The organism is Microbacterium stercoris (genome assembly GCF_017592545.1).
Classification (GTDB): domain Bacteria; phylum Actinomycetota; class Actinomycetes; order Actinomycetales; family Microbacteriaceae; genus Microbacterium; species Microbacterium stercoris.
The window spans coordinates 772630-799252 of record NZ_JAGFOA010000001.1 but is presented as its reverse complement, the minus strand read 5'-3'; the positions used below and the strand labels follow the sequence as shown (position 1 = coordinate 799252).

The 26623-nt window shown below is 70.8% G+C and carries 24 protein-coding genes; 1 reads left to right on the top strand and 23 read right to left on the bottom strand.

The genetic code is table 11. The features are described from left to right. Positions 1-74: 74 nt before the first annotated feature. The 13 genes from J5V96_RS03640 to J5V96_RS03580 form a co-directional block, all read right to left on the bottom strand. The gene (locus J5V96_RS03640; RefSeq protein ID WP_307793441.1) at positions 75-986 is read right to left on the bottom strand and encodes a cytochrome b/b6 domain-containing protein; all 912 of its coding nucleotides are present in this window, start codon (positions 984-986) and stop codon (positions 75-77) included. Positions 987-1076: 90 nt separating this feature from the next. Then, positions 1077-2354, bottom strand: coding sequence for an LCP family protein (locus J5V96_RS03635; RefSeq protein WP_208500257.1), 1278 nt, complete (start codon positions 2352-2354; stop codon positions 1077-1079). A gap of 89 nt (positions 2355-2443) precedes the next feature. Then, positions 2444-3457, bottom strand: a complete 1014-nt coding sequence (locus J5V96_RS03630) for an aldo/keto reductase family protein (protein WP_208500256.1) — start codon at positions 3455-3457, stop codon at positions 2444-2446. Positions 3458-3612: 155 nt separating this feature from the next. Further along, a complete protein-coding gene (locus tag J5V96_RS03625; protein WP_208500255.1) occupies positions 3613-4470 on the bottom strand; it encodes a hypothetical protein in 858 nt (285 codons plus the stop codon). 356 nt (positions 4471-4826) lie between these two features. Continuing rightward, the gene (gene rlmN, locus J5V96_RS03620) at positions 4827-6098 is read right to left on the bottom strand and encodes a dual-specificity RNA methyltransferase RlmN (protein ID WP_208500254.1); all 1272 of its coding nucleotides are present in this window, start codon (positions 6096-6098) and stop codon (positions 4827-4829) included. Between the two features lie 177 nt (positions 6099-6275). Then, positions 6276-7442: a Gfo/Idh/MocA family protein gene (locus tag J5V96_RS03615; RefSeq protein ID WP_208500253.1), complete on the bottom strand. Its 1167-nt coding sequence runs from the start codon at positions 7440-7442 to the stop codon at positions 6276-6278. 4 nt (positions 7443-7446) lie between these two features. Beyond that, a complete protein-coding gene (locus tag J5V96_RS03610; RefSeq protein ID WP_208500697.1) occupies positions 7447-8535 on the bottom strand; it encodes a Gfo/Idh/MocA family protein in 1089 nt (362 codons plus the stop codon). Between the two features lie 5 nt (positions 8536-8540). Further along, positions 8541-9281 (bottom strand): ThuA domain-containing protein, encoded by a 741-nt coding sequence (locus J5V96_RS03605; RefSeq protein WP_208500252.1) that lies wholly within the window; start codon positions 9279-9281, stop codon positions 8541-8543. A 141-nt stretch (positions 9282-9422) separates the two neighbouring features. Continuing rightward, positions 9423-10496 carry a Gfo/Idh/MocA family protein gene (locus J5V96_RS03600; RefSeq protein WP_208500251.1) on the bottom strand — a complete coding sequence of 358 codons (1074 nt, stop codon included), beginning with the start codon at positions 10494-10496 and terminating at the stop codon, positions 9423-9425. Further along, positions 10486-11277 (bottom strand): ThuA domain-containing protein, encoded by a 792-nt coding sequence (locus J5V96_RS03595; RefSeq protein ID WP_208500250.1) that lies wholly within the window; start codon positions 11275-11277, stop codon positions 10486-10488. The genes J5V96_RS03600 and J5V96_RS03595 overlap by 11 nt, the downstream gene beginning before the upstream one ends. A 38-nt stretch (positions 11278-11315) precedes the next feature. After that, entirely contained in the window at positions 11316-12176 is an 861-nt protein-coding gene (locus tag J5V96_RS03590; RefSeq protein WP_208500249.1) for a carbohydrate ABC transporter permease, read from the bottom strand. Between the two features lie 16 nt (positions 12177-12192). Further along, a complete protein-coding gene (locus tag J5V96_RS03585) occupies positions 12193-13104 on the bottom strand; it encodes a carbohydrate ABC transporter permease (RefSeq protein WP_208500248.1) in 912 nt (303 codons plus the stop codon). Between the two features lie 4 nt (positions 13105-13108). After that, positions 13109-14335 (bottom strand): sugar ABC transporter substrate-binding protein, encoded by a 1227-nt coding sequence (locus J5V96_RS03580; protein ID WP_208500247.1) that lies wholly within the window; start codon positions 14333-14335, stop codon positions 13109-13111. A 153-nt stretch (positions 14336-14488) separates the two neighbouring features. On the opposite strand from J5V96_RS03580, the gene J5V96_RS03575 reads away from it, so the two are divergent. Next, on the top strand, positions 14489-15523 hold the full coding sequence (locus J5V96_RS03575) for a LacI family DNA-binding transcriptional regulator (RefSeq protein ID WP_208500246.1): 1035 nt from the start codon (positions 14489-14491) through the stop codon (positions 15521-15523). 114 nt (positions 15524-15637) lie between these two features. Here J5V96_RS03575 and J5V96_RS03570 read toward each other — a convergent pair whose 3' ends face one another. The 10 genes from J5V96_RS03570 to J5V96_RS03525 form a co-directional block, all read right to left on the bottom strand. Then, positions 15638-16669 carry an aldo/keto reductase gene (locus J5V96_RS03570; protein WP_208500245.1) on the bottom strand — a complete coding sequence of 344 codons (1032 nt, stop codon included), beginning with the start codon at positions 16667-16669 and terminating at the stop codon, positions 15638-15640. Between the two features lie 152 nt (positions 16670-16821). After that, positions 16822-18132: a four-carbon acid sugar kinase family protein gene (locus J5V96_RS03565; protein WP_208500244.1), complete on the bottom strand. Its 1311-nt coding sequence runs from the start codon at positions 18130-18132 to the stop codon at positions 16822-16824. A gap of 11 nt (positions 18133-18143) precedes the next feature. Then, complete coding sequence (locus J5V96_RS03560; protein ID WP_208500243.1) at positions 18144-19508, bottom strand: MFS transporter; 1365 nt, start codon at positions 19506-19508, stop codon at positions 18144-18146. A gap of 207 nt (positions 19509-19715) precedes the next feature. Continuing rightward, positions 19716-20486 carry an SDR family NAD(P)-dependent oxidoreductase gene (locus J5V96_RS03555; protein ID WP_208500242.1) on the bottom strand — a complete coding sequence of 257 codons (771 nt, stop codon included), beginning with the start codon at positions 20484-20486 and terminating at the stop codon, positions 19716-19718. Next, positions 20483-21427, bottom strand: a complete 945-nt coding sequence (locus J5V96_RS03550; protein ID WP_208500695.1) for a 3-hydroxyacyl-CoA dehydrogenase family protein — start codon at positions 21425-21427, stop codon at positions 20483-20485. Before J5V96_RS03550 ends, J5V96_RS03555 begins: the two co-directional genes overlap by 4 nt. Before the next feature lie 29 nt (positions 21428-21456). Next, positions 21457-22413 (bottom strand): sugar phosphate isomerase/epimerase family protein, encoded by a 957-nt coding sequence (locus J5V96_RS03545; RefSeq protein ID WP_236014376.1) that lies wholly within the window; start codon positions 22411-22413, stop codon positions 21457-21459. A gap of 353 nt (positions 22414-22766) precedes the next feature. Beyond that, complete coding sequence (locus J5V96_RS03540; protein WP_208500240.1) at positions 22767-23474, bottom strand: GntR family transcriptional regulator; 708 nt, start codon at positions 23472-23474, stop codon at positions 22767-22769. Further along, on the bottom strand, positions 23471-24289 hold the full coding sequence (locus J5V96_RS03535; RefSeq protein WP_307793425.1) for a triose-phosphate isomerase family protein: 819 nt from the start codon (positions 24287-24289) through the stop codon (positions 23471-23473). Before J5V96_RS03535 ends, J5V96_RS03540 begins: the two co-directional genes overlap by 4 nt. Positions 24290-24291: 2 nt before the next feature. Next, positions 24292-24747 carry a ribose-5-phosphate isomerase gene (locus J5V96_RS03530; RefSeq protein ID WP_208500239.1) on the bottom strand — a complete coding sequence of 152 codons (456 nt, stop codon included), beginning with the start codon at positions 24745-24747 and terminating at the stop codon, positions 24292-24294. Between the two features lie 9 nt (positions 24748-24756). Then, positions 24757-26490, bottom strand: coding sequence for a dihydroxyacetone kinase family protein (locus J5V96_RS03525; RefSeq protein WP_208500238.1), 1734 nt, complete (start codon positions 26488-26490; stop codon positions 24757-24759). Between the last annotated feature and the right edge of the window lie 133 nt (positions 26491-26623).

The window sequence follows — 26623 nt, the reverse complement described above, 5'->3', positions numbered from 1 at the left end:
CTTCGGGGGCGACGGGGGCCGCTTCGTTCACCCGGAGGCGGCCGGTGCTCCGCCGCGCGGGAACGGGGATCGGATCAGCGCTTCGGGCGCATGCGCAGGTCGCCGAACCGCCCCGCGATCGGCGCGATGACCGAGTCGCGCGCGGCGATCCACCCGGCGGCCATCACGATCAGCGAGGCCACGAAGATCCAGAAGCCCGTCCAGTTGACGGCATCCTGGCCGCCGTACATGGCGTTGAGGTTGCGCAGCGCGCCCGTGGCGAGCACCAGCCCCACGTGCACGATCGTGAAGCCGACGAAGAAGAGCATCGTCGGGAAGTGGATCGCCTTGGCCAGATCGACGGTGAAGATGCGGTTGATCCGGCGGTCGTCCCGCGGCCAGAACGCCGAGAGCCGGATGCCCGTGAGCACCGCGAGCGGCGAGGCGACGAACACGATGAGGAAGTAGAGCAGCTGCTGCAGGCCGTTGTAGCCGGTCCAGCCGCTGTGGGTGGGCCAGTCGAGCGAGAGGTAGTGGATCAGTGCCGACAGCGCGTTGGGGAAGACCTCCCAGCTCGTCGGCACGATCCGCACCCAGGCGCCCGTCGCGAACAGCAGCACCACGTAGACGACGCCGTTGATCAGCCAGGCCGCGTCGAGCACCAGGTGGAACCAGATGGTGAGGCTCATCCGGCGCTTCTTCACCCGCTTCGACGACCACAGCCCGCTCGGGGTCTTCTCGCCCTTGATCCGGATGCCCGTGCGGATGATCAGCAGGAGGAAGAAGCCGTTGAGGAAGTGCGTCCATGACAGCCACGCCGGAATGCCGACGCCCTGACCCTCCGGCATGGGGGCCGGACCGGGGAACGCCGTAAGAAACGCCTCGACGCCCTCGAGCGACGCGATCCAGCGCGTGAAGAACACCGCGCAGAACGCCAGCAGCCCCAGAGCCGCCGCCCCGAAGACGCCGTAGATCGCGCGCAGGGAGGCAGGAAGGGCAGAGCTCACAAGAGGATCATGCCAGGGCCACCCGAGACGATGATTCGAGGCCGAAACAGTGCGCAACAGCCTTGACCCCTCGAGGCGGGTGGGCCAGGGTCAGCCCGCGCATGTCGTGTCGGTCGCGTTGCGGCCCAGCACCTCGGGTGCGGGGGGCGGCGGTGCGGCGCTGGCGCCGGGCGCCGGCGTGCCCGAGGGCGCCACCGGCGGGTCGGGGTTCGCCCCCGCGTTCGCATCCGGATCGAAGTAGGTGCCGGTGGGGCTGATCGGCACGTTGGCGGCGATCGCGGTGAAGAGCTTCTCGACCTCCGCGTCGATCGGCACCACCCGATCCGGATCCAGCGGGTCGTCGGTCGCGGGAACCTGCAGGAAGACGTAGTCCGAGGTCGGCACATCCTTCGCCGCCATGGCGAGCTGCACGAGCGTGAACGGATCGGTCAGCTCGGTGCTCGGGTCGATGTTCGACAGCGCGGTGCGGGCGAGCGACAGCAGCAGACCCGGATCGCTCAGCGTGCCCTGGTCGGTGAGCTTGCGCACCAGCGCCGACATGTAGATCTGCTGGTTCGAGATGCGGGCGAGGTCGCTGCCGGTCGGCAGCGTCTTGCGCATGCGCAGGAACTGCAGCGCCTGCTCGCCGACGAGCGTGTGCGGGCCGGGCTCGAGATGCAGGCCGCCGGCGTCGGGGTCGAAGATCTCCTCGGCGACGCAGATGTCGACGCCGCCGAGGGCGTTGGTGATCTCGACCACGCCGTTCCAGGTGACGCTCGCGGCGTAGTCGATGGCGAGATCCGCGCCGAACGGGGTGACGAGGGCGTTGAGCGTCTGGGCGACGCAGTTCAGCTCACCGCGGCCGTAAGCCTCGTTCAGCATGGTGTGCGAGGTCGCCGCCCTCGACTCGCCCTTCTGATTCGTGCACGACGGGATCGGCACCATCAGGTCGCGCGGGAACGCCGTGACCGTCACCCGCCGCGGCTCGGGCGAGATGCGCACGAGCAGGTTGACGTCGTTGTGGGCCGTCTGCAGGTCGCGGCCGTCCTCGTCGTACGCCGAGCGCTCCTGCGGGCACCGGCCGACGTGCCTCTCGTGCGAGGCCCACTCGCAGATGTCGAGCCCCACCAGCAGCAGGTCGACGCCCTCGGTGCCCACGAGCGCTCCGATATCGGGCGGATTCACATCCTGCCCGTCGAGCTGCTGCGCGTTCTCCGTGAACGTGCGCGAGAGGTCCCAGTAGCCGTAGACCACGGTGCCGATGCCGGCGACGAGCAGCACCGCCAGCCCGATCCCCATCCCGCGGACCAGGCGGCGCATGCCGCGGCGCTCGCGCGGCAGACGCGCGTGGCGGGCGGTGACCCGCCGGTTGACGCCGCGTCGTGCCATGCCGCACCCCCGTTTCTCGGCCGAGCATATCGGGAGCCGACGACGAAGCCCCGCCGTCCGGGTGGGCGGCGGGGCTTCGTGGATCCGGCTCAGACCAGACGGGTCTTCGGCGACACGTTGTAGGTGTCCTCCGGGTCGGTGTTCGCGACGCCGGAGAGGGCCTCGTCGATCGCCTTCATGAGGTCGGCCTCGAGCTTCACGCCGGACGCCTTGACGGTGTCCTTGAGCTGCTCGGGGCGGGAGGCGCCCACGAGCGCCGCGGCGACGTTCTGGTTCTGCAGCACCCACGCGATCGCGAGCTGCGGCATCGTGAGGCCGGCCTGCTCGGCGAGCGGCTTGAGGTTCTGCACGGCGGTGAGCACCTCATCGCGCAGCCAGCCCTTGATGAAGCTCGCGCCCGACTTCTCGTCGGTGGCGCGCGAGCCCTCGGGCACCGGCTGACCCGGCAGGTACTTGCCCGACAGCACACCCTGCGCCATCGGCGACCACACGATCTGCGAGATGCCGAGCTCCTCGGAGGCCGGCACGACCTTGCCCTCGATCACGCGGTGCAGCATCGAGTACTGCGGCTGGTTGGAGACGAGCTGGAAGCCCAGCTGCTTCGCCAGCGCGTGGCCCTCGCGCAGCTGCTCGGCCGTCCACTCCGAGACGCCGATGTAGAGCGCCTTGCCCTGACGCACGATGTCGGCGAAGGCCTGCATCGTCTCCTCGAGCGGCGTCTCGTAGTCGTAGCGGTGGGCCTGGTACAGGTCGACGTAGTCGACCTTCAGGCGACGCAGCGAGCCGTCGATGCCGTCGCGGATGTGCTTGCGCGACAGTCCGTGGTCGTTCGGGCCCTTCGGGCCGATCGGGAAGTAGACCTTCGTGAAGATCTCGAGACCCTCGCGACGCTGGCCCTTCAGCGCCTCGGCGAGCACCTCCTCGGCCGCCGTGTTGGCGTAGGTGTCCGCGGTGTCGAACGTCGTGATGCCCGCATCGAGGGCGGCGTGCACCGTTGCGATCGCCGCGTCGTTCTCGACCTGCGAGGCGTGAGTGACCCAGTTGCCGTAGGTGATCTCGGAGACCTTGAACCCGCTGTTGCCCAGGTATCGATAGTTGACCATGGGACAACGCTATCCGTGCCCGGATCCCTCGGGGCCCGGATGTCCGGAATACATTGCGCGGATCGCTCGCCCAGCGGGTGCGCGGGCGCCCAGCGGGTGCGCGGGCACGCACCCGCTCGGCGTCGACGCACCCGCTCGGCGCCGAGGCGGCGACGCTACTGCGAGACGGGCTGGCTGACGTAGCCGAGCTGCGCGTGCCAGTCGCGCACGGCCTGGCGCTGAGGCTCGTCGCAGACGTGGCCGTAGCCCAGGGTCACGTCCCAGTACTGGTTCGCACTCACCCAGACCCGGTGGTCGAGAGACCAGCCGTCGAGATACGTGAGAGCAAAGCAGTCGGCCATCGTCTCGAGATCCCCACCGAACGCCGAGAGGGCGACCTCGGTCGGCTCGGGATTCGTGACCTGGAGCACATGGGCGAACTCGTGGTACGCGACGCCGGTCCTCAACCAGTCGGACATGTACGGCATCGCGTCATCGGCCGCGTCGATGTGCACGACGCGCGGGTCGGCCGACACCACGCATCCGGCCACGTCCTCGCCGCAGAGCGTGTCGGCGTCGTCGATCGACGTCGTGACGAATCCGCTCCCGAGCTCGTCCAGCACGGTCTCGTAGGCGCTTCCCGAGGCGTTGGCGGATGCCGCGGCCTGCGCATCCGACAGCTGCTTCGCGAGATCGGCCGTCGCCGTGGCCACGTCGGCGATGTCGCGATCGAGGCCCGCGGCATCGTGGCGGTGGCGCCAGGCGTTCGCGGCGAGGTACGTCAGGTGCCCCTGGGGCACAAGACCCCCGACGTCGACGGTCTCGAAGCGCGCGGCGGTGTTCAGGAGCTCCTGCATCGCGGCGCCGAAGGTCTCCTTCTGCTCGATCAGCTCGTCCTGCTCCTCGATGCGGTCCTGCTGCTCCTGGATGCGCTGGTCCTGCTCGTCCAGCCGCTCCTGCATCGTCTGCAGCTGCAGCAGCAGGAGCACCAGGCCCACGGCGAGCGCGATCGCGCCGACGGCGAGCAGCGCCACCGCGACGATCCACCCCGTGCGGCGCGTGCGCGCGGCGGGCGGCCCGTCGGACGCGGCGGCGTCAGGCGCGGGCGCGGGGGCATCAGGCGCGGGCGCGGGGGCATCAGGCGCGGGGGAATCAGGTGCGGGAGCGGAGGGCTGCGGCGCGGGGTGGCTGCGGTCGACGGGGGCACCCTCGGCGACGGGGTCGTTCGTGATGGCGTCTCCCTCGGAAGCGGCCGAGGGCGCGGCCGCGCCTCTCGGTGAGCCGAGCATATCCGCGGACACAGCGCTGCCCCGCCGAACGCACATCGTCCCCGTCGGGGCGCATCCCGAAGGATGTGCCGTGGCGGGGACGATGTGGTCTCGCGGGCGCGTCAGGCCGTCGCGGCGGCCTCGGCGGCCTGCTGCTGGTCTTCCTCGGTGGCCACGAGCTGGCCGCAGGCGCCGTCGATCTCCTTGCCGCGGGTGTCGCGGAGGGTCGTCGGGATGCCCGCGTCGTTCAGGCGACGCACGAACTCACGCTGCACCGCCCTCTCGGACGCGTCCCAGACGGATCCGGGAGTCGGATTCAGGGGGATGGGGTTCACGTGCACCCAGCCTCGACCGCGCGCGTTGAGCTTGTCGGCCAGCAGGTCGGCGCGCCACGGGTGATCGTTCATGTCGCGGATCAGCGCGTACTCGATGGAGACGCGGCGTCCGGTCTTCTCGTAGTAGCCGCGGGCGGCATCGAGCACCTCGTCGACCTTCCAGCGCGAGTTCACCGGGATCAGCTCGTCGCGCAGCTCGTCGTCGGGGGCGTGCAGCGAGAGCGCGAAGGTGAGGGGGATGTCCTCGTCCGCGAGCTTGCGGATCGCCGGCGCGAGCCCCACGGTCGACACCGTGATGCCGCGCGCGGACATGCCCAGGCCGTCCTTCTTGTCGACCATCGTGCGCACGGCGTGCATCACGCGGGCGTAGTTGGCCAGCGGCTCGCCCATGCCCATGAACACGATGTTGGTGACGCGCTCGTCCGGGTGCTCGCGGCGACCCAGCTCGCCGTTCGCGATGGCGCGGTTCGCGCGCACGATCTGGTCGATGATCTCGGCGCTCGACATGTTGCGCGTGAGCCCCGCCTGGCCGGTGGCGCAGAACGGGCAGTTCATGCCGCATCCGGCCTGCGACGAGACGCACAGCGTGATGCGGCCCGGGTAGCGCATCAGCACCGACTCGACGAGGGCGCCGTCGTGCAGGCGCCACAGGAACTTGATCGTGTCGCCCTTGTCGGTCTCGAGGCGGCGCACCTCGGTGAGCAGGTTCGGGAGGAGTCCGGTGACCAGCTCCTCGCGGCCCGCGGCCGGCAGATCCGTCATCTCGGCGGGGTCGCTCGTCCAGTGCTGGAAGTAGTGCTTCGCGACCTGCTTGGCGCGGAAGCCCTGCAGTCCCAGCTCCTTGACGCGCTCGACGCGCGCCTCGGGCGTGAGGTCGGCGAGGTGCACCGGCGGCTTGCCGCGCTTCGGGCTCGCGAACTGCAGCAGCGGGCGGCCCGACTCGTCCTTCGCCTGCTGCCAGCCCTCGGTCTGGGGGCGCACCTGGCGCACGCCGGCGGCCTTGGCGCCGCCAGTGCTGCGGATGGCGGTGTTCGCGGGGCGCGCGGGCGTGTCGGTCATGTGCTCAAGCGTAGGCGGATGCGCCTGGGATAGGGCTGGTGCGGCTGATCAGCGCCCTCCTGGTCAGGACGCGCCGGGACGGATCCGGATCGCGACACTTCCCGTCGCAAAACGCCGCACCCCCCGAAGGGAGCGCGGCGTTTTGTGGCCAGCAGCGAGCCGGCCGGGCAGGACGGATCAGCCGAGCGCCACCCAGCCGGCGTTGCCGGCGGCCGAGCGCTCGACCGCGTCGAGCACGCGCTGCACGTACAGGCCGTCCTCGTAGCTCGGGGCCGGCGCGACTCCCGACGCGATCGCGCGGGCGAACTCGACGACCTCGTGCGTGAAGGTGTGCTCGTAGCCGAGGCCATGGCCCGTCGGCCACCAGGCCGACAGATACGGGTGCTCGGGCTCGGTGGCGAGGATGCGGCGGAAGCCGGCCTCGTCCGACGGCAGCGTGTGGTCGTGGAACTCGAACTCGTTCAGGCGCTCGAAGTCGAACGCGACCGAGCCCAGCGAGCCGTTGATCTCGATCCGGATCGCGTTCTTGCGTCCCGCGGCGAAGCGGGTCGCCTCGAACGTGGCCAGGGCGCCGCCGTCGGTGCGCGCGATGAACACCGCCGCGTCGTCGACGTCGACCGTGCCGCGGCCCTCGCCGGCGGTCGCCGCGAGCGACCCCTGCGAGGCGACCAGCGGGCGCTCCTTGACGAACGTCTCGGTCAGCGCGCTGACGCCCGTGAGCTTCTGCCCGGTGAGGAAGTACGCCATGTCGATGACGTGCGCGCCGATGTCGCCGAGGGATCCGGATCCGGCCTTCGCCTTCTGCAGACGCCAGACGAGCGGGAAGTCCTCATCGACGATCCAGTCCTGCAGGTAGGTGGCGCGGATGTGGCGGATCGTGCCGAGGCGGCCGTCGGCGATGAGCTTGCGCATCACGCCGAGGGCGGGTGTGCCGCGATACGAGAAGCCGACCATCGACTGCACACCGTGCGCGCGCGCCTCGGCCGCCAGGCGGGTCATCTCCTCGGCCTCCGCGGCCGTGTTGGCCAGCGGCTTCTCGCACAGCACGTGCTTGCCCGCGGCGAGCGCGGCGTTCGAGATCTCGGCGTGCAGGTCGCCCGGCACGCAGATGTCGACGGCGTCGATCTCGGGATCGTTGACGGCGTCGCGCCAGTCGGTCGCGTAGCGCGGGATGTCGAACGTGTGCGCGAACTCGGCCACCGCGGCCTCGTCGCGGCCGACCACGAGGTCGATCCGGGCGTCGACGTCGAAGAAGCGCGGGGCCGTCTGCCACGCCTGCGCGTGGATCTTGCCCATGAAGGCGTAGCCGATGAGGGCGACGCGGAGAGCGGGCTTGTGATGCATGGGATCAGTCCAGTTCGGTGAGCGGGACGGGGGCGGGGCGCTCGCACGTCGACTCGACGGCGAGGGAGCGGCCCTCGTGGGCCGCGCGGAGCAGTGTCTCCATGATGTCGAGCACGTGGAAGGCGAGCTCGCCGGAGGTGCGCGGGCTGCCGTCGGTGCGCACGAAGTCCTGCAGCGCGATGCCGCGACCTCCGTCGACGTAGCCGCCGGAGACCGGAAGGGTCTCCCACGGGTCCTGCCACGGGTCGCTGAGGCGCTTGAGGTGCACGTCGCCGGCGAAGTGGTTGGGGTCGGGCACGATGAGCGAGCCCTCGGTGCCGTGGATCTCGATGTTCGACGCCTTGGTGCCCACGGTGTCGAACGACATCACGATCGTCGACAGCGCCCCGGAGGCGTGGGTGAGCACGCCCGTGACGTGCGTGTCGACGTTGACGGGGATGATCTCGCCGGCGCGCGGGCCGGATCCGATCGTGCGCTCGGAGCGCAGGGCGCTCGCGGCGCCGATCACCGACACCACGGGGCCGAGCAGGGTCACCAGCGCCGAGACGTAGTACGGGCCCATGTCGAGCAGGGGGCCGCCGCCGGGCTGGTAGTAGAAGTCGGGGTTCGGGTGCCAGCGCTCGTGGCCGGCGGCCATCATGGTCGCCGTGGCCGAGATCGGGATGCCGATCAGGCCGTCCTCGATGGCGGCGCGCGCGGTCTGCGTGCCCGTGCCGAGCACGGTGTCCGGCGCGCACGACGCGACGAGGCCGGCCGCGGCGGCCGCCTCGAGCACCGGCTTGGCGCGCTCGAGGGTGGCCGCGAGCGGCTTCTCGCCGTGCACGTGCTTGCCCGCCGCGATGGCGGCGAGGGCGATGCGGTCGTGCGCATCCGGGATCGTGAGGTTCAGCACCAGGTCGACCTCGGGATCCGCGATCAGCTCGTCGACCGTGAGGGCGCGGCCTCCCACCCGGTCGGCGACCGCCTGTGCGCGGGCGGGGTCGAGGTCTGCGGCGGCGACGAAGCGCACGTCGGCGAGGTGCGGGAGGGTCGCGAGGTACTGCTCGACGATGTTGCCGCAGCCGACGACGCCGACGCGCAGGGGCGAGGCCACGGCGCTCACGCGTCGGCTCCCGCGGACCCGGCACCGGCCGGACGCGCGGCCCACAGCAGCCCGCGCTCGATGATCGTGCGCACGTTCTCGTCCTGCAGCACGTCGATCGAGTGCCCGGGCGTCGCGACGAAGATGCGGCCCTTGCCCCACAGGCGCGTCCACACCGCGGGCGACGTGATCGGCCGGTGCCACGGGTGGTACGGCTGCGTCGGATGCGTGGTGGTCGCCAGCACGTCGATCAGGTCGTCGTGCAGCACCCAGTACTGCTCGGTGTTCAGCTCGAAGTCGTCGATGCCGGCCGTGATCTCGTGCTCGCGCCCGAGGTCGGTGATGTTCACCGTGTACGGCAGGTAGTTGTCGCGCTCGTCGCCGGGGCGCTCCTCCGGGTGGCGGCCCGGGTGCGTGGCGAACTGGCCGCCGACCAGCTGCAGGTAGTCGCTGCTGTTGCGGTAGGAGTCGGCGATGCCGCCGTGCCATCCGCCGAATCCGGTGCCGTTCTCGATCGCGCCGCGCAGGCCCCAGAACTCGTCCTTCTCGATGGTGTTCATCGTGTTGGACTGCAGGATCAGGTCGACCGTCGCCATGTAGTCGCCGTCGGCGTAGACCGCCGGGCTCTCCTCGACGCGCACCTCGAATCCCGATTCCTCCAGGAACGGGATGAACAGCTCGGTGGCTTCGACGGGGTGATGGCCGTCCCATCCGCCGCGCACGACCAGCGCGCGACGAATCGGGGTCGTATCCGACATGGATTCTCCTTTGTGACTTCTCTGTCTGGCGCGCGCGGGCACGCGGGGTCGAGGTTAGCGGGCGCGGAGGGCGGCGCGGGCCGGGGGACGGCATTTTGCGCGAAAACCTGGATCCCCCGGCGCCTCAGGCGGTGCGCGCGCTCAGGCGGTGCGCTCCAGGACCGCGCGGACATCCGGATCCGTCTCGGTCGCGATCGCGAGGGCGTGCGCCTCCGCGAGCACCTCGTCGATGCGCACGCGCGCCCCGGTCTCGGCCGAGCGCACCGCGGCCTCGACCATGGCGAGACTGCGCACGTTCTGGCGTGCGGATCCCGAGGGCTCGGCCCCGGTGCGCAGGGCGTCGAGGAACTCGGCCAGCGATCCGGCGATCTCCTCCTTCGCGGCCGGGGCGATGTCCCGCTCGCGCAGGGCGTCGGTCTCGACGCTCACGTGCGATCCGCCGTCCCAGGCCGCCGAGCCGCGCTCGGCGCTGATGCGCCACGATCCGTTCCACGACGTCTCCAGGCCCGGCGCGCACCAGCTGCCGGTGAAGACGAAGCGCGAGCCGTCGTCGAACGAGAACACCGCGTGGGCGTTGGCGTCGGCCTGGAACCACGACCACGGCGGGTTGTGCTCCTCGCAGTACACCGACACCGGATCGGCCCCCGTCACGTAGCGCGCGGCGTCGAACGCGTGGATCGCCATGTCGACGAGCAGCACGTGATCCATCTCCTCGCGGAAGCCCCCGAAGTGCGGCGCCTTGTAGAACTCGGTGACGACGGATCCGATCGCACCGAGCTCACGCACCTCCGCACGCAGGGCGTCGAGCGCCGCGTAGTAGCGGCGCGACTGGCTGATCATCAGCAGTCGGCCATGCGCCTCGGCCGCGGCGGCCTGACGCAGGGCATCGGCGACGGTGGGGGCGGCGGGCTTCTCGCACAGCACGGGCAGGCCCGAGGCGAGCGCCTCGACGTTCACCGGCAGATGGGCGACCGGCACCGTGACGTTGACCACGGCGTCGGCACCCGTCGCGGCGGCGACCTCGGCGACGCTCGTTCCCACGACGACGCCCGAGAGGCCGTGCGCGGCGAGCGCCTGCTCGGCCGCGGTCACGTTGAGGTCGACGAGGCCGACGAGCTCGGCGCCCGGCTCGGCCGCGATGGTGCGCAGCCAGGCCTGGCCCATCCCGCCCGCGCCGACCTGCACGAGGCGGATCGGGGTGGCCTCAGTCGTCATTGTGCATCGCTCCGCCGTAGCCGTGACCGTTGTAGAAGTCCTCGGCGTCGTAGCGCAGCAGCACCGGGTCGGCGCGCTCGGGCCGCAGGGTCTTCGCCCACTCCACGCCGTTCGCGATGACCTTGCGCACCTCGGCCTGGTGGTAGACCGGGTAGTCCTGGTCGCCGGGGCTGAAGTAGAAGATCTTGCCGAAGCCGCGGCGGTAGGTCATGCCGCTACGGAACACCTCGCCGCCCGTGAAGGTCGACAGGAAGATCAGCTCGTCGGGCGCGGGAACGTCGAAGAACTCGCCGTACATCTCCTGCGCGGGGATGAGGAACGGGTGCGGGATGCCGCGCGCGATCGGATGGGTCGGATCGACCGTCCAGACGATCTCGCGGTCGTTCTTCGAGCGCCAGCGGAGGGTGCACGAGGTGCCCATCAGCTTGCCGAAGATCTTCGACCAGTGGCCCGAGTGAAGCACCACGAGCCCCATGCCGGCCAGCACGTGCTTGTGCACGCGCTCGACGACCTCGTCCGCCACCTCGCCGTGCGCCGCGTGTCCCCACCACACCAGCACGTCGGTCTGCGCGAGCAGCTCCTCGGTGAGGCCGTGCTCGGGGTCGTCGAGGGTCACCGTCTGCACGATCGCCCGGTCGCCGAGGTTCTCCTCGATGCCCTCCTTGATCGTGGTGTGCATGCCGTCGGGGTAGATGTCGCGCACGTTCTGCTGCACCTGCTCGTGGCGGTTCTCCCCCCACACGACGACGCGGACGGGGTATTCGGGGGTGAGCGCCGACATGGCGGTCTCCTTCTCTTGGGTGTTCGAGATGTGTGAGGTCATTTGACGGCGCCGCCCATCGCGCCTGCCGCAATGTAGCGCTGGGCGACGAGCAGCAGCACGATCGCCGGCAGCGACGACAGCACGGCGGTGGCCATCACCGCTCCCCAGTTGGCGACCTGCGTGCCGAGGTACGAGTAGATGCCGAGGGTGACGGGGCGCAGGTCCTCGGTGGTGGTCAGCGTCAGCGCGAACAGGAAGTCGCTCCACGCGAAGAGGAACGCGAACAGCCCGGCGGTGATCAGCGCGTTCTTGGCGATCGGCAGCGCGATCGACCAGAACGCGCGGACGGGGCCTGCGCCGTCCACGCGCGCCGCCTCGAGGATCGACGGGTGCAGGCTCATCATGAACGCGCGCAGCACGAGGATCGCGAACGGCACCGAGTGCGAGGCGTCCGCGAGGATGAGCCCGACGACGGTGTTGAGCAGCCCGAGGTCGTTGTAGGCGGCGTAGAGCGCGTTGGCGATCACGATGCCCGGGATCATCTGCGCGATCAGGATCACCAGCAGCGCCACGTTGATCCAGCGGTACCGGAACTGCGCGAGCGCGTAGGCGGCCGGCGCCGAGATCGCGAGGCAGACGATCACCGAGCCGACCGACACGATGAGGCTCGTGAGCAGGTTGCCGCCCTGATCCGCGATGGCCTGCTCGTACCCCGCGAAGCTCGGGTTCCAGGGGATCAGCCCGGCGTTGAGGGTGTTGCCGGACGGCTGCAGCGACGTGTTCACCATCCAGTAGACGGGGAACAGCATGATGGCCAGCAGCACAACGCCGACGACGGTCGACAGACGACTGCGGGAGCTGCGGGAGCGGTGACGCCGCGCGGCCCGGGGGTCGACGGTGATCAGGGCGGTGGTCATGATCTCTCCTTCCGGATCACTCGTCGACGGCCTTGCGGTTCGACCGCAGGTAGATGAGTGCGAACACAAGCGACAGCAGGATCAGGATGTTGCTGAAGGCCGCGCCGACGCCGAACTCGAAGTCGACGAACGACGTCTGGTAGGCGCGGATCGCGATGGTCTGCGTCGCGTTCGCGGGGCCTCCGCCGGTGAGGCCCAGGATCACGTCGAGCACCTTGAGCGTGTACACGACGCCCAGCACGAGCACCACGCTCATGACGGGGCGCAGGTTCGGCAGCGTGATGTGCCAGAAGGCCTTCCATCCCGTGGCGCCGTCGAGCGATGCGGCCTCGTAGAGCTCCTCGGGGATGTCCTGCAGTCCGCCGTAGAGCAGCGTCACGTTGAAGGGGATGCCGACCCAGATGTTGACCAGGATCACCGCGATGAGCGCGACGTCGGGGCTCGTGAGCCACGGCACCGCGTCGATCCCGATGGCGCCGAGCGCCTGGTTCAGGATGCCGCTGTCCTTGTCGAGGATGGCGCGCCAGGTGGCGCTCGACACGATGAGCGGCAGCAGCCACGGCAGCAGCAGCATGGCGCGCAGGAACCCGCTGAGGGGGAACTGGCGGCGGAAGAACACCGCCAGTCCCATCCCGATCACGAACTGACCCAGGAGAGACCCGAGCGTGAACAGCAGCGTGTTCGCCATGGCGGGCCAGAACAGACCGCTCGTGAGGGCCGTGACGTAGTTCTGGAAGCCCACCCAGGGGGCCTCGCCCGTGAAGAAGGTCTTGGTCGTGTAGTCCTGGAACCCCATCAGGATGTTCTTGACCACGGGGTAGCCGAAGAACAGCGCGATGTAGATCGCGGCGGGCACCACGAACAGCGCCTTGATCACGTCCTCGCGGCGCACCCGGCGGCGCCGCGAGGACAGCACAGCGGTCGTCATCGGATCAGCCGCGCGCAGCCTGCTCGAGCGCCTCTGCGGGCTCGGCTTCGCCCGTGATCGCCAGCTGCACGGCGTTGTAGATGACGGTGGCGACGGTCGGCCACTCCTCGCCGAGCTTGCCGGTGCGCGAGCGGGCGTCGACGACCTGCTGCGTGAAGGCCTCCATCGACGGCACCTTCTCGACGTAGGCGTCGACGAGGTCGGTGCGCGTGGGCACCATGAAGCGGGCCTCGGCCACGGCCATCGAGTTGTCCTCGTTGGTGATGCAGCCGATGAACTCGGCGGCCTTGGCCTGACGCGCCTCGTCGCCGGTCTCGGGGACGGTGAGCACCTCGCCGCCGAGCGGCGCCACGGGGGTCTGACCCTCCTCGTTGACGGGCACGAGCACCGAGCCCCACTCGAAGTCGGTGTCGGCGAGGGCGGGGATCTGCCACGGGCCGTTGACCATCATCGCGGCCTTGCCGGCGACGAACTGGTCCTTCACGTCGGCCTGCGACCAGTTGACGACACCTTCGGAGGCGGATCCGTCCTTGACCAGGTCGACCCACAGCTGCAGAGCCTCGGCGACCTCGGGGGTCTGCAGATCCGTCTCGTCGCCGCCGTTCGTCCACATGAACGGCAGGAACTGCCAGGCGCCCTCGTACGTGGCGATGGCCGAGAAGGCGACACCGTAGCGGTCGCCCTCGGTGAGCGCAGCCGACGCGGCCTTCAGGTCGTCCCACGTCTTCGGCGGCTCGATGCCCGCCTCGTCGAGCAGGGTCTTGTTGTAGAAGATCCCGAGGGTGTTGACGGCGGGGGCGAGGCCGTAGATCTCGTCCTCGTAGGTGGCGGCGTCCAGGATGCCCTGCGCGAAGCCGTCGGTGTCGACTTCGAAGCGGCTGAGCGGCGCGAGGCCGCCGGTCGCGGCGATCTCCTGCACGTCGGGGTTGTCGAGCATCAGGATGTCGGGGAGCGTCTTGGACGACGACCGCTGCAGCACCTTCTGGATCAGGTCCTTGCCCGGCACGGTCTCGCGCTCGATCTCGACGCCGATCTCCTCGGCGCAGTCGTCGATGACGCCCTGCATGATCGTCTTGTCGGGCTCGTTGTTCCAGTAGTCGAGCATGGTCAGCGAGTCGACCTCGCCGCCGGCGTCGCCGCCGCCGTTCGCTCCGCCGCCTGAGCAGGAGGCGAGGATCAGCGGCGCCGCGGCGAGGGCCGCGACGGTCATGAGGGTGCGATTGCGGCGCATGATGACTCCTTTGTCAGTGCGTTGAGGGGGATGGTCAAACGTTTAAGTTATGCGTTTAACCGCTGTGTCAGTATCGTGCATGGGACGGTCGCCGCTGTCAACACCCGAAAGGGACGGATCCGGCGCACCGTACGATTCAGCGAGGAGGAGCGGATGGTCACGATGCGTGATGTCGCCCAGCGCGCAGGCGTGTCGGTGGCCACGGTGTCCTTCGTCGTCAACGGCAGCAAGCCCGTGCGCGACGAGACGCGCGAGCGCGTCGAAGAGGCCATGCTCGCGCTCGGCTTCCACCGCAACCCGCTCGGCGCCGCCCTCGCCCGACGCGGACACACCCGCATCATCGCCATGCTCTACCCCGCGCTGGAGCGCCCGCTCACGCCCACGGCCGTCGCGTTCTTCACCGGCGCCTCGCGGCGCGCGCGCGAACAGGGCTACGACCTCGTGATGTGGCCGATCGGCAACGACGCGGAGCAGGTGGCCGTGCTCGCCCGCACGGGACTCGTCGACGGCGTGCTGCTGATGGAGGTGCAGCTCGAGGACCCGCGCGTGGACGCGCTGCGCACCGCGGGGGTGCCCTTCGCGATGATCGGCCGCACCGCCGAGCCCGAGGGCATCGGCTACGTCGACATCGACTTCGCCGCCACCACCCGCGATGCCGTCGCGCGGCTGCACGCCCTGGGCCACACGCGGATCGCGTTCGTCGCGGGCAGCGAGCCGGGCTATCAGCACGCCGCCCGCACGCGCGCGGAGAGCGCCTACCGCACGGCCGTGACCGAGATCGGCGGGCCGGCCACGGTGATCCGCGTGGACGAGAGCCCGGCCGCCGGGCGCGCGCTCGGCGAGCGGATCCTGACCGATCACCCCGGCACCACCGGTGTGGTGATCCTGAACGAGCACGCGGCCGCGGGCCTGCTCATCGGCCTCGCCCACGCCGGCACGTCGGTGCCGCGCGACCTCAGCGTGGTCTCGATGAGCACCTCGGCCTACATGGCCGAGATGGCAGAGCCGCGCCTGACCTACCTGCGCGCGCCGGGTGCCGAGCTCGGCGAGTGGGGCGTCGACGCGCTGCTCGAGCGGATCCTGTCTCCGGATCACGCGCCCCGGCAGCGCCTGCTCGCGTGCGAGTACGTCGCCGGCGACACCCTCGCACCCGCGCCGGCGGGGGCGGGGGCGTGGGCGGGGGCCTGAGAACACACGAAGACCGCGAGGGCGCATCCTCGCGGATGTGCCCTCGCGGTCTCGAGGTGCTCTCGCCGCGTCAGTCCTCGTCGACCGCGGTGAGCGGCGCCCGTGGGGCGGATGTCACCAGCGGCCGCCGTGGAGGCGGCGCGTGCGCTGCTCCTGGCCGAGCTCGCCGTAGGGGTAGTCGGCCACGTGCGGGAGGCTGGCCGCGTCGAGGCGCTCCCGCTGCTGCGGCGTCAGCACAACATCACCGGAAGCGAGGTTGTCCTCGAGGTGGGCGAGCGTGCGGGCGCCGAGGATCACCGAGCTGACGCCCGATCGACCCGCCAGCCACGCGATCGCCACCCGCCCTTGCGGCACGCCGTGCTCGTCGGCGACCGCGGCGAGCGCGTCGAGCACGGCCCACGTGCGCTCCTCGGAGCGGCGCCGGTCGAGGCCGTTCATGGCACCGGGCGCCGCGTCGTGGCGCGTGCCGGCAGGCACGGCGTCGCGCGTGTACTTGCCGGTGAGCCAGCCGCCGGCGAGCGGCGACCAGGGCAGGAGGCCGAGCCCGTTGAACTCGGCTGCGGGCAGCACCTCCCACTCGATCTCGCGCGCCAGCAGGTTGTACTGCGGCTGGATGGTCACCGGACGCACGAGCCGGCGGAACTCGGCGACATCCATGTACCGCTGCAGCTGCCACGCGGTGACGTTCGACAGCCCCACGTAGTGCACCTTGCCGGCGGCGACCGCTGCGGTCAGGAACTCGAGCTGCTCCTCGACCGAGGTGTGCGGATCCCAGGAGTGCAGCTGGTAGAGATCGATCGTCTCGACACCCAGGCGCTGCAGCGAGGCATCCAGCGCCTGCGCGAGATGCTTGCGCGAGAGCCCGAGCTGATTCGGCCCGCCACCCGTCGGGAAGCGGCCCTTCGTCGCGATGACGAGGTTGTCGCGCACCTCCGCGGCGGCGCTCTTCAGCCAGCGTCCGACAATCCGCTCGCTCTCGCGATCCGCGTAGATGTCGGCGGTGTCGATGAGATTGCCGCCCGCGGCGACGTAGAGATCGAGCATCTCGCGCGATTCGGCCTCGGAGGTCTCCCGGCCGAATGTCATGGTGCCGAGGGCGAACTGCGAGACGGAGGCGCCCGCGGCGCCGAGGGTGCGGTACTGCATGAGGACTCCTTGGGGCTTGGGCGTTTCGACTCGCTTCGCTCGCTCAACGAACGACGCGGGCGAGCGGGGGGCTTGGGCGTTTCGACTCGCTTCGCTCGCTCAACGAACGACGCGGGGCGAGCGGGCGGGCGGGCGGGTGGGCGTGGGCGCGGCTAGTCGGAGCGCTCCGCGCGCTTCACGACGTCGAGCAGGCCGTCCTCGCCACCGACGTTGCCGGCGAAGACCACGTAGGGCAGGCCGGGGGCGAGGCCGTCGATCGGGCGCCACACCGACACGATGCCGGGCAGCACGGTGCCCTCCACACGCGCGCGGCTCATGCCGAGCGCTTCCGTCGCCACATCCGACGACGTGATGCCGCCCTTGGCCACGAGGAAGGCCGGGCGCGTGCGCTCGAGCACCGCGCGCACGACGTCGACGACCGCGGCGCTCACCTCGCGGGCGATCGCGAGGCTCGCCTGGGCGCTGCGGCCGCGGCGGAGCGTTCTGCTCGTGCGGAAGACCACGGTGCGCTCAGCGAGCGCGTTGACGATCTCGTCCGCCAGCGCGCGCTGCTGGCCCGGATCGGACGGGCGGCTCGCGTCGAGTTCGACGACCAGCGGGTCGCGCGCGGCGATCAGCCGCTCAAGCTGACGCGTGGTCATGGCCACGTGCGATCCCACGACGACGAGGCCGCCGGCGACGGCGTCCTCGGCGCGCAGAGATGCGGCGGGCACGGGGGCGCTCGCCGACTGCCCGAGCCGCGCGCGCACGAACGACGGCCCCGTCCGGTAGACGAACCGCTGCCCCTCGGCCTCGGCGCGCAGCACGGCGTCGGCGACGATGCGCAGGTCGTCATCGCGCTCGGCGTCGACCACGACCACCCGCCCGTCGTGGGCCTTTCTCAGCAGCTCGCGCACGTGATCCGCGCCCTCGAGCCGGATGTCGTCGAGACCGATCCTCAGCACGTCGGAGGCACGGATGCGGCCGCCGGTCTGCTCCTCGACCCACGCCGGCAGGTGCGACTGCGTGAAGCCGAAGGTGGCGTCGCGCGCGAACTCGGTCTCGCCGACGGGGGTGCGCACGCCATCCGGGCCGGCCACGTAGTGGGTGCCGCCGACGGTGACGCGCCCCGCGTCGAGATACGCCGGCACGAGCAGCACGCCCGCGGCGGGGTCATGTGCGCGCAGCACGTCGGTCTCGAGTGGGAAGTGCCCGCGCAGCGTGGAGTCGCCGCGCGCGAGGAACACGGGGTCGAGCCCCCGCTCGGCGGCGACCGCGCGCACCTCCCGTGCGACGCGGTCGACCCGCGCGGCCGCCTCATCCGGTCCGAGGCTGCGCGTGTTGGTGAGGATGAAGAACCCCGCCCCGCCCTGATCGAACGCCCACCGCAGGTGATCCGGATCCGTCCGCGTCAGAACGGGGACATCGCGGATCGTCTGCGTGCCGGTGGGGTCGTCGTCGAGGACGATCACAGGACGGGGCATGGGGTTCTCCCTCAGTGAGCCGGGGCCTGAGCGGCCTGGGCTTCGTCGTCGAGCAGGTCGTCGGCCTTCGCCTTGAAGAACTTCGTGCCGAGCATCATGCCGGCGGCGAGGAAGGCGAACACACCCAGCGACACCACACCCCAGGCGCCGCTGTCGGTGGGCATGGCCTCGTTGAAGGCCGTGCGCATCAGCGGGGCGACGAAGCCACCCAGGTTGCCGAGCGAGTTGATCAGGCCGATGCCCGCGGCGGCCGCGGTGCCGGTGAGGAACGCGGTCGGGAACGACCAGGTGATCGGACCCACCGAGAGGAAGCTCGCCACGGCGACCGTGATGAACACGATGCCGAGCACCGGCTGGTTCGTCGCACCGGCCCACGCGGATCCGAGGATGAACAGACCCGTGAGCACGTAGAACGTGGCACCCCAGTTGCGGCGGCGCTTGACCGTGTTCGCCTTGTTGCCGAAGTAGTAGCAGGCGAACAGACCCACCAGCCACGGGATGGCCGTGACGAGGCCGACCTGCCAGCCCACGTCCTGGCCGAGGAGCCCGGCCACCTGCTGCGGCAGGTAGAAGGTGGTGCCGTACACGGCGATCTGCAGGCAGAAGTAGATGACCGTGAAGTACCAGACCTTCCAGTTGGCCATCGCGCGCCAGATTCCGGTCGGGCCGTCCTCCTGACGCACGGCGTCCTCACGGGCCATGACGTCGATGAGGGCGCGCTTCTCGTCCTCGTTCAGCCACTTGGCCTTCTGCGGGGTGTCGATGAGCAGGAAGATCGCGGCGATACCGGCGATGACGGCGAGCATTCCCTCGCTGAAGAACATCACCTGCCATCCGAGCCACGGCGTGTACTGGTCGCCGAAGCTGATCAGGCCGCCCGAGAGCGGGGCGCCGAGCATCTGCGAGAAGGGCTGCGCCAGGTAGAAGATCGCGAACATGCGCACACGCACCTTGTTCGGGAACCACTCGGCCAGGAACATGATCACGCCCGGGAACAGACCGGCCTCGGTCACGCCGAGCAGGAAGCGCAGGATGATGAACATCGTGTCGTTCGTCGTGAACGCGAAGGCTGCGGCGACGATGCCCCAGGTGATCGCGATGCGCGCGAGCCACCAGCGGGCTCCGAACTTCTTCAGGGCGAGGTTCGAGGGGATCTCGAAGATCGCGTAGCCGATGAAGAAGATGCCGGCGCCGAGCGCGAACGCTCCGGCCGAGATTCCCCGATCGGCCTGCAGCGCGGCCTCGGCGAAGCCGACGTTCGTGCGGTCGAGGAACGCGACGAAGTACAGGATGACGAGCATCGGCATCAGGTGCCGGGTCGCCTTGCTGACGGCGCTGGCGAGCGGCTCCGTCCTCAGGGTGGCGGTATCAGCCATTGAAGATCTCTCCTTTGAGGGCATGGCTACGGGTGGGTTGTGCGGGTTCTTCGTGCGGTTGCCGGATCCGGCGGCCCCTTGCAGAGGCCGCCGGGATCCCGGGTCAGAAGGCGAGGATCTGCCAGATCCCGATGCCGACGAGCACGATCCCGATGGCGAGGAACGCCAGGCGGGACTTGCTCCAGGTGCCGATGTTCATGAGGCTCCTCAGTGCATGTAGGTGCCGCCGTCGATGTTCAGGGTCTGGCCCGTCACATATCCGGCGTCTTCGCTGATCAGGTAGGCGACGCCCGCGGCGATGTCGCGCGGGGATCCGATGCGGGGCAGCACGCCGTCGGCCGACATGGCCGCCTTGCGCTCCTCGGTGAGGGTGCCGCCCATGATGTCGGTGTCGATGGGGCCGGGCGCGATGGCGTTGACCGTCACGCCCAGGCGGCCGAGCTCGCGCGCGACCGAGCGGGTGAGGCCGATGACGCCGGCCTTGGCGGCCGAGTACGCGGTCTTCGAGAACGTGCCGCCTCCGCGCTGCGCGGAGATCGAGGACATGCTCACGATGCGGCCGACGCCGTTCGCGGTCATGGTCTCCGCCGCGCGGCGCGTGGCGTAGTGCACGCCGTTGAGGTTGATCGCGATGACGCGGTTCCACTCGTCGGGCGTGACCTCGAGGTACGGATCCGGCGAGCTCACGCCCGCCAGGTTCACCAGCGCCACCAGCGGCGGCAGCTGCGGCTCGAGGGCGTCGAACGCGGCGCGCACCTGCGCCTCGTCGGCGACGTTCGCGCCGGCTCCGGCGGCCGCGACCCCATGCTGCTCGGCGATCTCGGCGGCCACGGCCTGGGCGGCGGCCTCGTCGAGGTCGATGATGCCGATGCTCCAGCCCCGCTCGGCGAGGTAGTGGGCGGTGGCGCGGCCGATGCCGCGCGGCGAGGCCGCACCGGTCAGGATCGCGGTGCGCTCGGCGGGGAAGGCGGCGCTCACTCGCCCGCCTCCGATCCGGTCGAGCCCGAGTGGATCGGGGCCGGGCCCAGCTCGTCGAGCAGCTTCTGCATCGCGACGTAGGCCTTGTTGCGGTAGGCCACGAGCTCGGGGGTGCGGTCGGCCGGCACGTCGAGGAAGCCCGCGCCCGACTTGGTGCCGAGCTTGCCGGCGTCGACGAGCTCCTGGAGCGCCGCCGGGGTGGCGAAGCGCTCGGGCCAGCGGGTCTGCAGCGACTCGTAGCAGAAGGCGTAGACGTCGAGCCCCGCCATGTCGGCGATCGCGAACGGGCCGAAGAACGGCAGGCGGAAGCCGAACGTGGTGCGCACGATGGTGTCGATGTCGGTGGCCGAGGCCACGCCCTCCTCGACGAGCTGCGACGCCTCGGCGAACAGCGCGTACTGCAGGCGGTTGAGCACAAAGCCCGTCGAGTCCTTCACGCGGGCCGTCTGCTTGCCCGTGGCCCGCACGATCTCCTCGACGAACGGCAGGATCGCCTCATCCGTGCCCTCGTGGGGGATGATCTCGACGCCCGGGATGAACGGGGCGGGGTTCGAGAAGTGCACACCCACGAAGCGCTCGGGGCGCTCGACGGCCGTCGCGAGCGAGGCGATGAGGATCGTCGACGTGTTGGAGCCGATGACGGCATCCGGACGCGCCGCGGCCGAGATGCGCGCGAGGGTCGCGTGCTTGATCTCGATCTTCTCGGGCACGGCCTCCTCGATGAAGTCGGCGCCGGCGACGGCCTCCTCGATCGACGCGGCCGCGGTGAGGCGCTGCTGGATCCGCTCGACCGCGTCGGCGGGGAACAGGCCGTCGGCGACGAACTGGCCGGCCTCCGTGAGGAGGCGATCGAGGTTCGAGGCGGCGACCTCGGCCGACACGTCGGCGAGGCGCACGTCGTAGCCGGCGAGGGCGAGCACCTGGGCGATGCCGCCGCCCATGTAGCCGGATCCGACGATGGCGATGGTGGTCACGACTGCTGCTCCTTGATGTTGCGGGGGATGAGGGTGCGCAGGTACTGCGCGTTGGTGGCGCACACGCCGAGCGAGTCGCCGCCGTACTGCTCCATGAGGAAGATGCCGCGGAACCCGACCTCGTTGATCGCGTCGCGCACCACCTGGCGGTAGTTGATGAGGCCGAGCTCCATGCTGGTGGGCACCGAGGTGGCCCAGGACGCGTCAGCCGACTCGTCGCGCGTGTAGTTCTTGACGTGCCAGTAGTTCGTGTACGGCAGCGTCTTGGCGAACATCTCGCGCCAGTCCTCGATCGGACGGTGCAGGCGGATGAGGTTCGCGATGTCGGGGTTGATGCCGACGTTGTCGAGGCCGATGTCCTCGATCAGGCGCACGGCGCTGTCGGCGGTGCCCACATAGGTGTCCTCGTACATCTCGAGCGACATCTGCAGGCCCACATCGGCGGCGTGCCGACCCAGCTCGCGCAGGCGCGTGACGGCGGCCTTCCAGACCTCCGGGTCATCCGGATCCTTCGGCCCCTGCGCCGTCCAGAACCACAGCGCCTTGCGCTGGGCCTCGTTGAAGGGCTGGTGCAGACCGGTCGAGAAGACGTCCATGCCCCACTCGGCCGCGGCGTCGATGGTGCGGTGCGCGTAGGCGAGGTTCGTCTCCTCGCGCCCGGGCCAGATCACGCTCTGGCGCTGCAGGTGCACGCTCGGGATGCGCACGCCGTGCGCCTTCGCGATGGAGAGGAACTCGTCGCGGCGAGCCGGCGTGAGGTCGGCCGGACGCACGTGGCTGTCGGCCAGCTCGGCGAGGGTGAAGCCCACCTCCTCGATCTGCTCGAACATGTCGTCCCACACCTCGGCGGGGGCGTCATGCAGGGGCGTGCCGTCAGGCAGCACGGTCTTGAAGCCGTGCAGGCAGGTCGCGATCGGCCATCCCTCGCGGGTGTACTCGTAAGCAGTCGCCATGGTGCTCCGTTGCATTCACATGCGCCCTCGGTGGCGCATCCTCGATCCTATAGGATCTTGGCCCGCGGTCGTCAAGTGGCGATCGTGCCGCTGAGCGGGACGCCGTGCGGGGCCGGGTGGCGCGGCGGAGTGGCGGGGCGGGGCGGGGCCGAGCGCTGGTGGCGGGGCCACGACCACCTTGTCGTATGGCGGCGCGGTGGGCACCTGCAGGGTCGTCGACTAGTCCCGCGCGGCATTACTAGTCCAGGCGGGACTAGTAATGCCGCGGAGGACTAGTCAACGCCGAGACGCCGGATGACCCGGGTGCCGGATCCCCGCAGAACGTCGGCCCGCAGGGCGCGAGGGCGCAGGCGTCAGTGCGTGGAGTCGCGGAGGGAGCGCTGGCGCACCTGCGCCAGGTGCTCGCGCATGCGCGCGACGGCGGCATCCGCGTCGCCCGCTTCGACCGCGTGCAGGATCGCCTCGTGCTCGGCCACGGCCTCGCGCACGTCGTCGGGGCCGGTCAGCAGGGCCTGGCGCATGCGGTGCGTCAGGGCGCCGAGGCCGTCGTGCATCTCGAGCAGGTAGTGGTTGCCGGCCGCGACGAACAGCTGCCGGTGGAACTCGCCGTCCGCCGCGAAGTAGGCCTTGGTGACCTCCAGCGGCACGCCCGCGTCGGTGTGGGTGGCGACCACCTCGTCGGCCGCGACCACGTGCCCGGCGTGCGCCTCGCGCAGCGACCGCACCGCGTCGGATCCGCCCTTCACGGCGCCGCCCGCGGCCGCGGACTCGATCACCACACGCGCATCGAACAGCTGCTCGAGCTCGTCGGGGCCGAGCGGCGGGGCGACGCGGTAGCCCCGCAGCGCCTCGCGGGTGACGAGGCCGGTGCGCTCCAGCTGCACCATCGCCTCGCGCACGGGGGTGGGCGAGACATCCAGCATGCGGGCCATCGAGTCGATCGACAGCCGGGCACCGGGCTCCACCTCGCCGCGCAGCAGCATCTCGAGGATCAGGTCGTACACCCGATCGCGCAGACCGCGCCGCTCGATCTCGACCACGCGTCCCAACGGCAGGCTCATCGGGCTTCCTCTCCTCCGCGCTGACGCGCTCCCCGGGCAGCATCCTCGCACGCCCGGGCAGTGGATCCTGCTTCCTCGAGGATACGGCCGAAGGCTTCCGGATCATGGGCGAAGCGGCCGAGGAACAGCCCGTCGACCGCGTCGCCGATGCGTGTGAGCAGGCCAGGGCCGGCGCTGCCGCCGTAGAGCACCGCTGAGTCGGAGGCCAGCCCAGGTCGCGGCAGCGCCTCGCGCAGCGCCGAGCAGACGGTGCGGATGTGGGCATCCGGTGCGGGCTCCGCCGCCCCGATGGCCCACACGGGCTCGTACGCGACGAGCACACGACCCTCGCGTCCGGCGCCGAGCGCGGGGCCGATCGAGGCCTCGAGCTGCCGGATCACCTCCTCCGCGGCCGCGTGAGCATCGCCTTCGAGGGGCTCGCCGACGCAGACGAGCGGCGTGAGTCCGGCCGCGAGCACGGCATCCACCTTGCGCGCGACGGTCTCGTCGGTCTCGCCGAACAGGCGCCGGCGCTCGGCATGCCCGACCTCGACGAGGCTGACGCCGTACTCGGCGAGCTGCCTCGGCGAGACCTCGCCGGTGTAGGGCCCGTCGTCCCAGAACGCGTCCTGCGCACCGATCCGAAGCGGCGATCCCGCGGCCAGCGCCTCCACCTCGCCGAGGGAGAGGAAGCCGGGGATCGCGAACGGCTCGACCGCGCCGGAGGTCACCGCGGGATGCGTGCGCACCAGCTCGACGATCTCCCGCGACCACGCCATCGTCCGCTCGCGCCCGAAGTAGGCCTTCAGGCTCGCGCCGATGACGTAGGGGCTCACGCTCAGACGCCCTCGTACGCGCAGATGTCGTTGACCTTGTCGTTCGAGGCGCTGGTCGGGTCGAAGGTGTACGTCAGCCACTCCTTGGCGAGGCGGCGGGCGAGCTCAAGACCCACCACGCGCTGACCCATGCAGAGCACCTGGGCGTTGTTCGACAGGATCGACCGCTCAACCGAGTACGAGTCGTGTGCGGTGACCGCGCGCACGCCCTTGACCTTGTTCGCGGCGATCGCGACGCCGAGGCCGGTGCCGCAGATCAGGATGGCCCGGTCGGCCTCGCCGCGGGCCACGCGCTCCGCGGCCTCGATCGCGACCTTCGGGTAGGAGGTGTGGCCGTCGGCATCCACTCCCACATCGATCACCTCGGCGACGAGGTCGTGCGCGAGCAGGTCGGCCTTGATGGCCTCCTTGTACTGGTAGCCGGCGTCGTCGGATCCGACGATGAGGCGAAGTGACATGACAGTTCCTTACTTCGTGGCGGTCGCGCCGGCGAGGGCGCGGTGGACGGTGCGGCAGACGAGTGCGAACGAGACGGCACCCGGATCGGGCGTGCCGAGCGACTTGTCGCCGTGCGAGCGGGCGCGGCCGAGGGTGGCCACGAGATCGGCGGTGGCCTGAGCGGCCGCCTCGGCGGCGTCGGTCGCGCGCTGCCAGGCGGTGGCGAGCGGAGCGCCGCCGTCGACCTCCGCGGCGAGCGTCTCGGCGAAGGGCACAAGCGCGTCGACCATGGTCTTGTCGCCGACCTTCGCCTTGCCGAAGGCCTGCACGGCGTCGCTGGCCTCGCGCACCGCGCGGGCGACGACGCCCGCGTCAGGCGTGGAGTCGTCGCCGAGAGCCGCGCCGACGGTCGTGAGGATCTCGGCCCAGATCGCGCCGGAGGTGCCGCCGGCCCGGTCGCTCCACGCCTCCGCGGCATGCACGAGCACGGTCTCGGCGCCCGCCCCTCCCTCGGACGCGAGGCGACCCGCGTCGCGGGCGGCGTGCGATCCGCGCTGCATGCCGATGCCGTGATCTCCGTCGCCGGCGATGCTGTCCATCCGGCCCAGCTCGTCGGCCGCCTCGTCGAGCGCCTCCGCCACGTCGGCGAGTGCGCCCGCGATCGCGGTGCCGAGGGCCTGAGACGGCGCGGAAGCCGGTCCGATCGGCAGCACGTCGGCGGCCTCGTCGACCTGCACCTCGACGCGGCGCTGCGGGGCGACCGCGCCCTTCTTGTATCCGGGGCTGTCGGCCGGCGCGCCCCACAGGGGCTCGAGCTCGTCGTCGAGCCACAGCAGCGTGAGCGAGCAGCCGGCCATGTCGAAGCTTGTGCACAGCTCGCCCACCTCGGGCTCCACCACGGTCACGCCGGCCTCGCCGAGGAGGCGATGCACGGTGCGGTAGACGACGAAGAGCTCCTCGCTCTTCACGCTGCCGAGGCCGTTCAGGATCGGCACCACGCGCGATCCGGACACGCTCACGCCCTCGGGGAGCTCCTCGAGCAGCTTCGACACGAACATCTCCGCGAGGCCGGCGGCGGTGGGGATGTCGACCTCATCGATGCCCGGCTCGCCGTGGATGCCCAGCCCCACGGCCATCCGCCCCTCGGGCACGGTGAACAGCGGAGCGTCCGCGCCCGGCAGCGTGCAGCCCCCGAACGCGACGCCGAACGAGCGCGTGCGCGCGTTCGCATGGCGGGCGAGACGCTCGACGTCGTCGAGGTCGAGTCCCTGCTCGGCCGCGGCGCCCGCGATCTTGAACACCACGAGGTCGCCCGCGATGCCGCGGCGCTTCTCCTGCTGATCGGCCGGGGCGCTCCAGATGTCGTCGGTGACGAGCACCGTGCGCACGTCGTGCCCCTCGGCGCGCAGACGCTCCTGTGCCTGGCCGAAGTGCAGCACGTCGCCGGCGTAGTTGCCGAAGCTGAAGAGCACGCCGCGCCCCTGGTCGGCGACCTTCGCGACCGAGTGCGCCTGGTGCGCCGAGGGCGAGGCGAACAGGTTGCCCATCACGGCACCGTGCGCGAGGCCCGGGCCGACGAGTCCGCCGAATGCCGGGTAGTGGCCGCTGCCGCCGCCGACGACCACGGCGACCTTCGGCTCATCCGCCGCCGTCGCGCGCACGACACCGCCGGGCACACGCTGCACCCAGCGGGCCGCCGCGTCGGCGAAGCCCTCGGTCATCTCGTCGGCGAAGTCGGCCGGGTCGTTGAACAGTCGCGTCATTGCGGTCTCCTCGGAGGTCGTTACCTGGATCCTATAGGATCTTTGGGTGGCGAGCGAGTGCGGATCCCGCCGAGCGACGCGCGCCGGCGAGGAGTCGAGACGCCCCCGGGCGTGCCACCGCCTGTAGCCACCC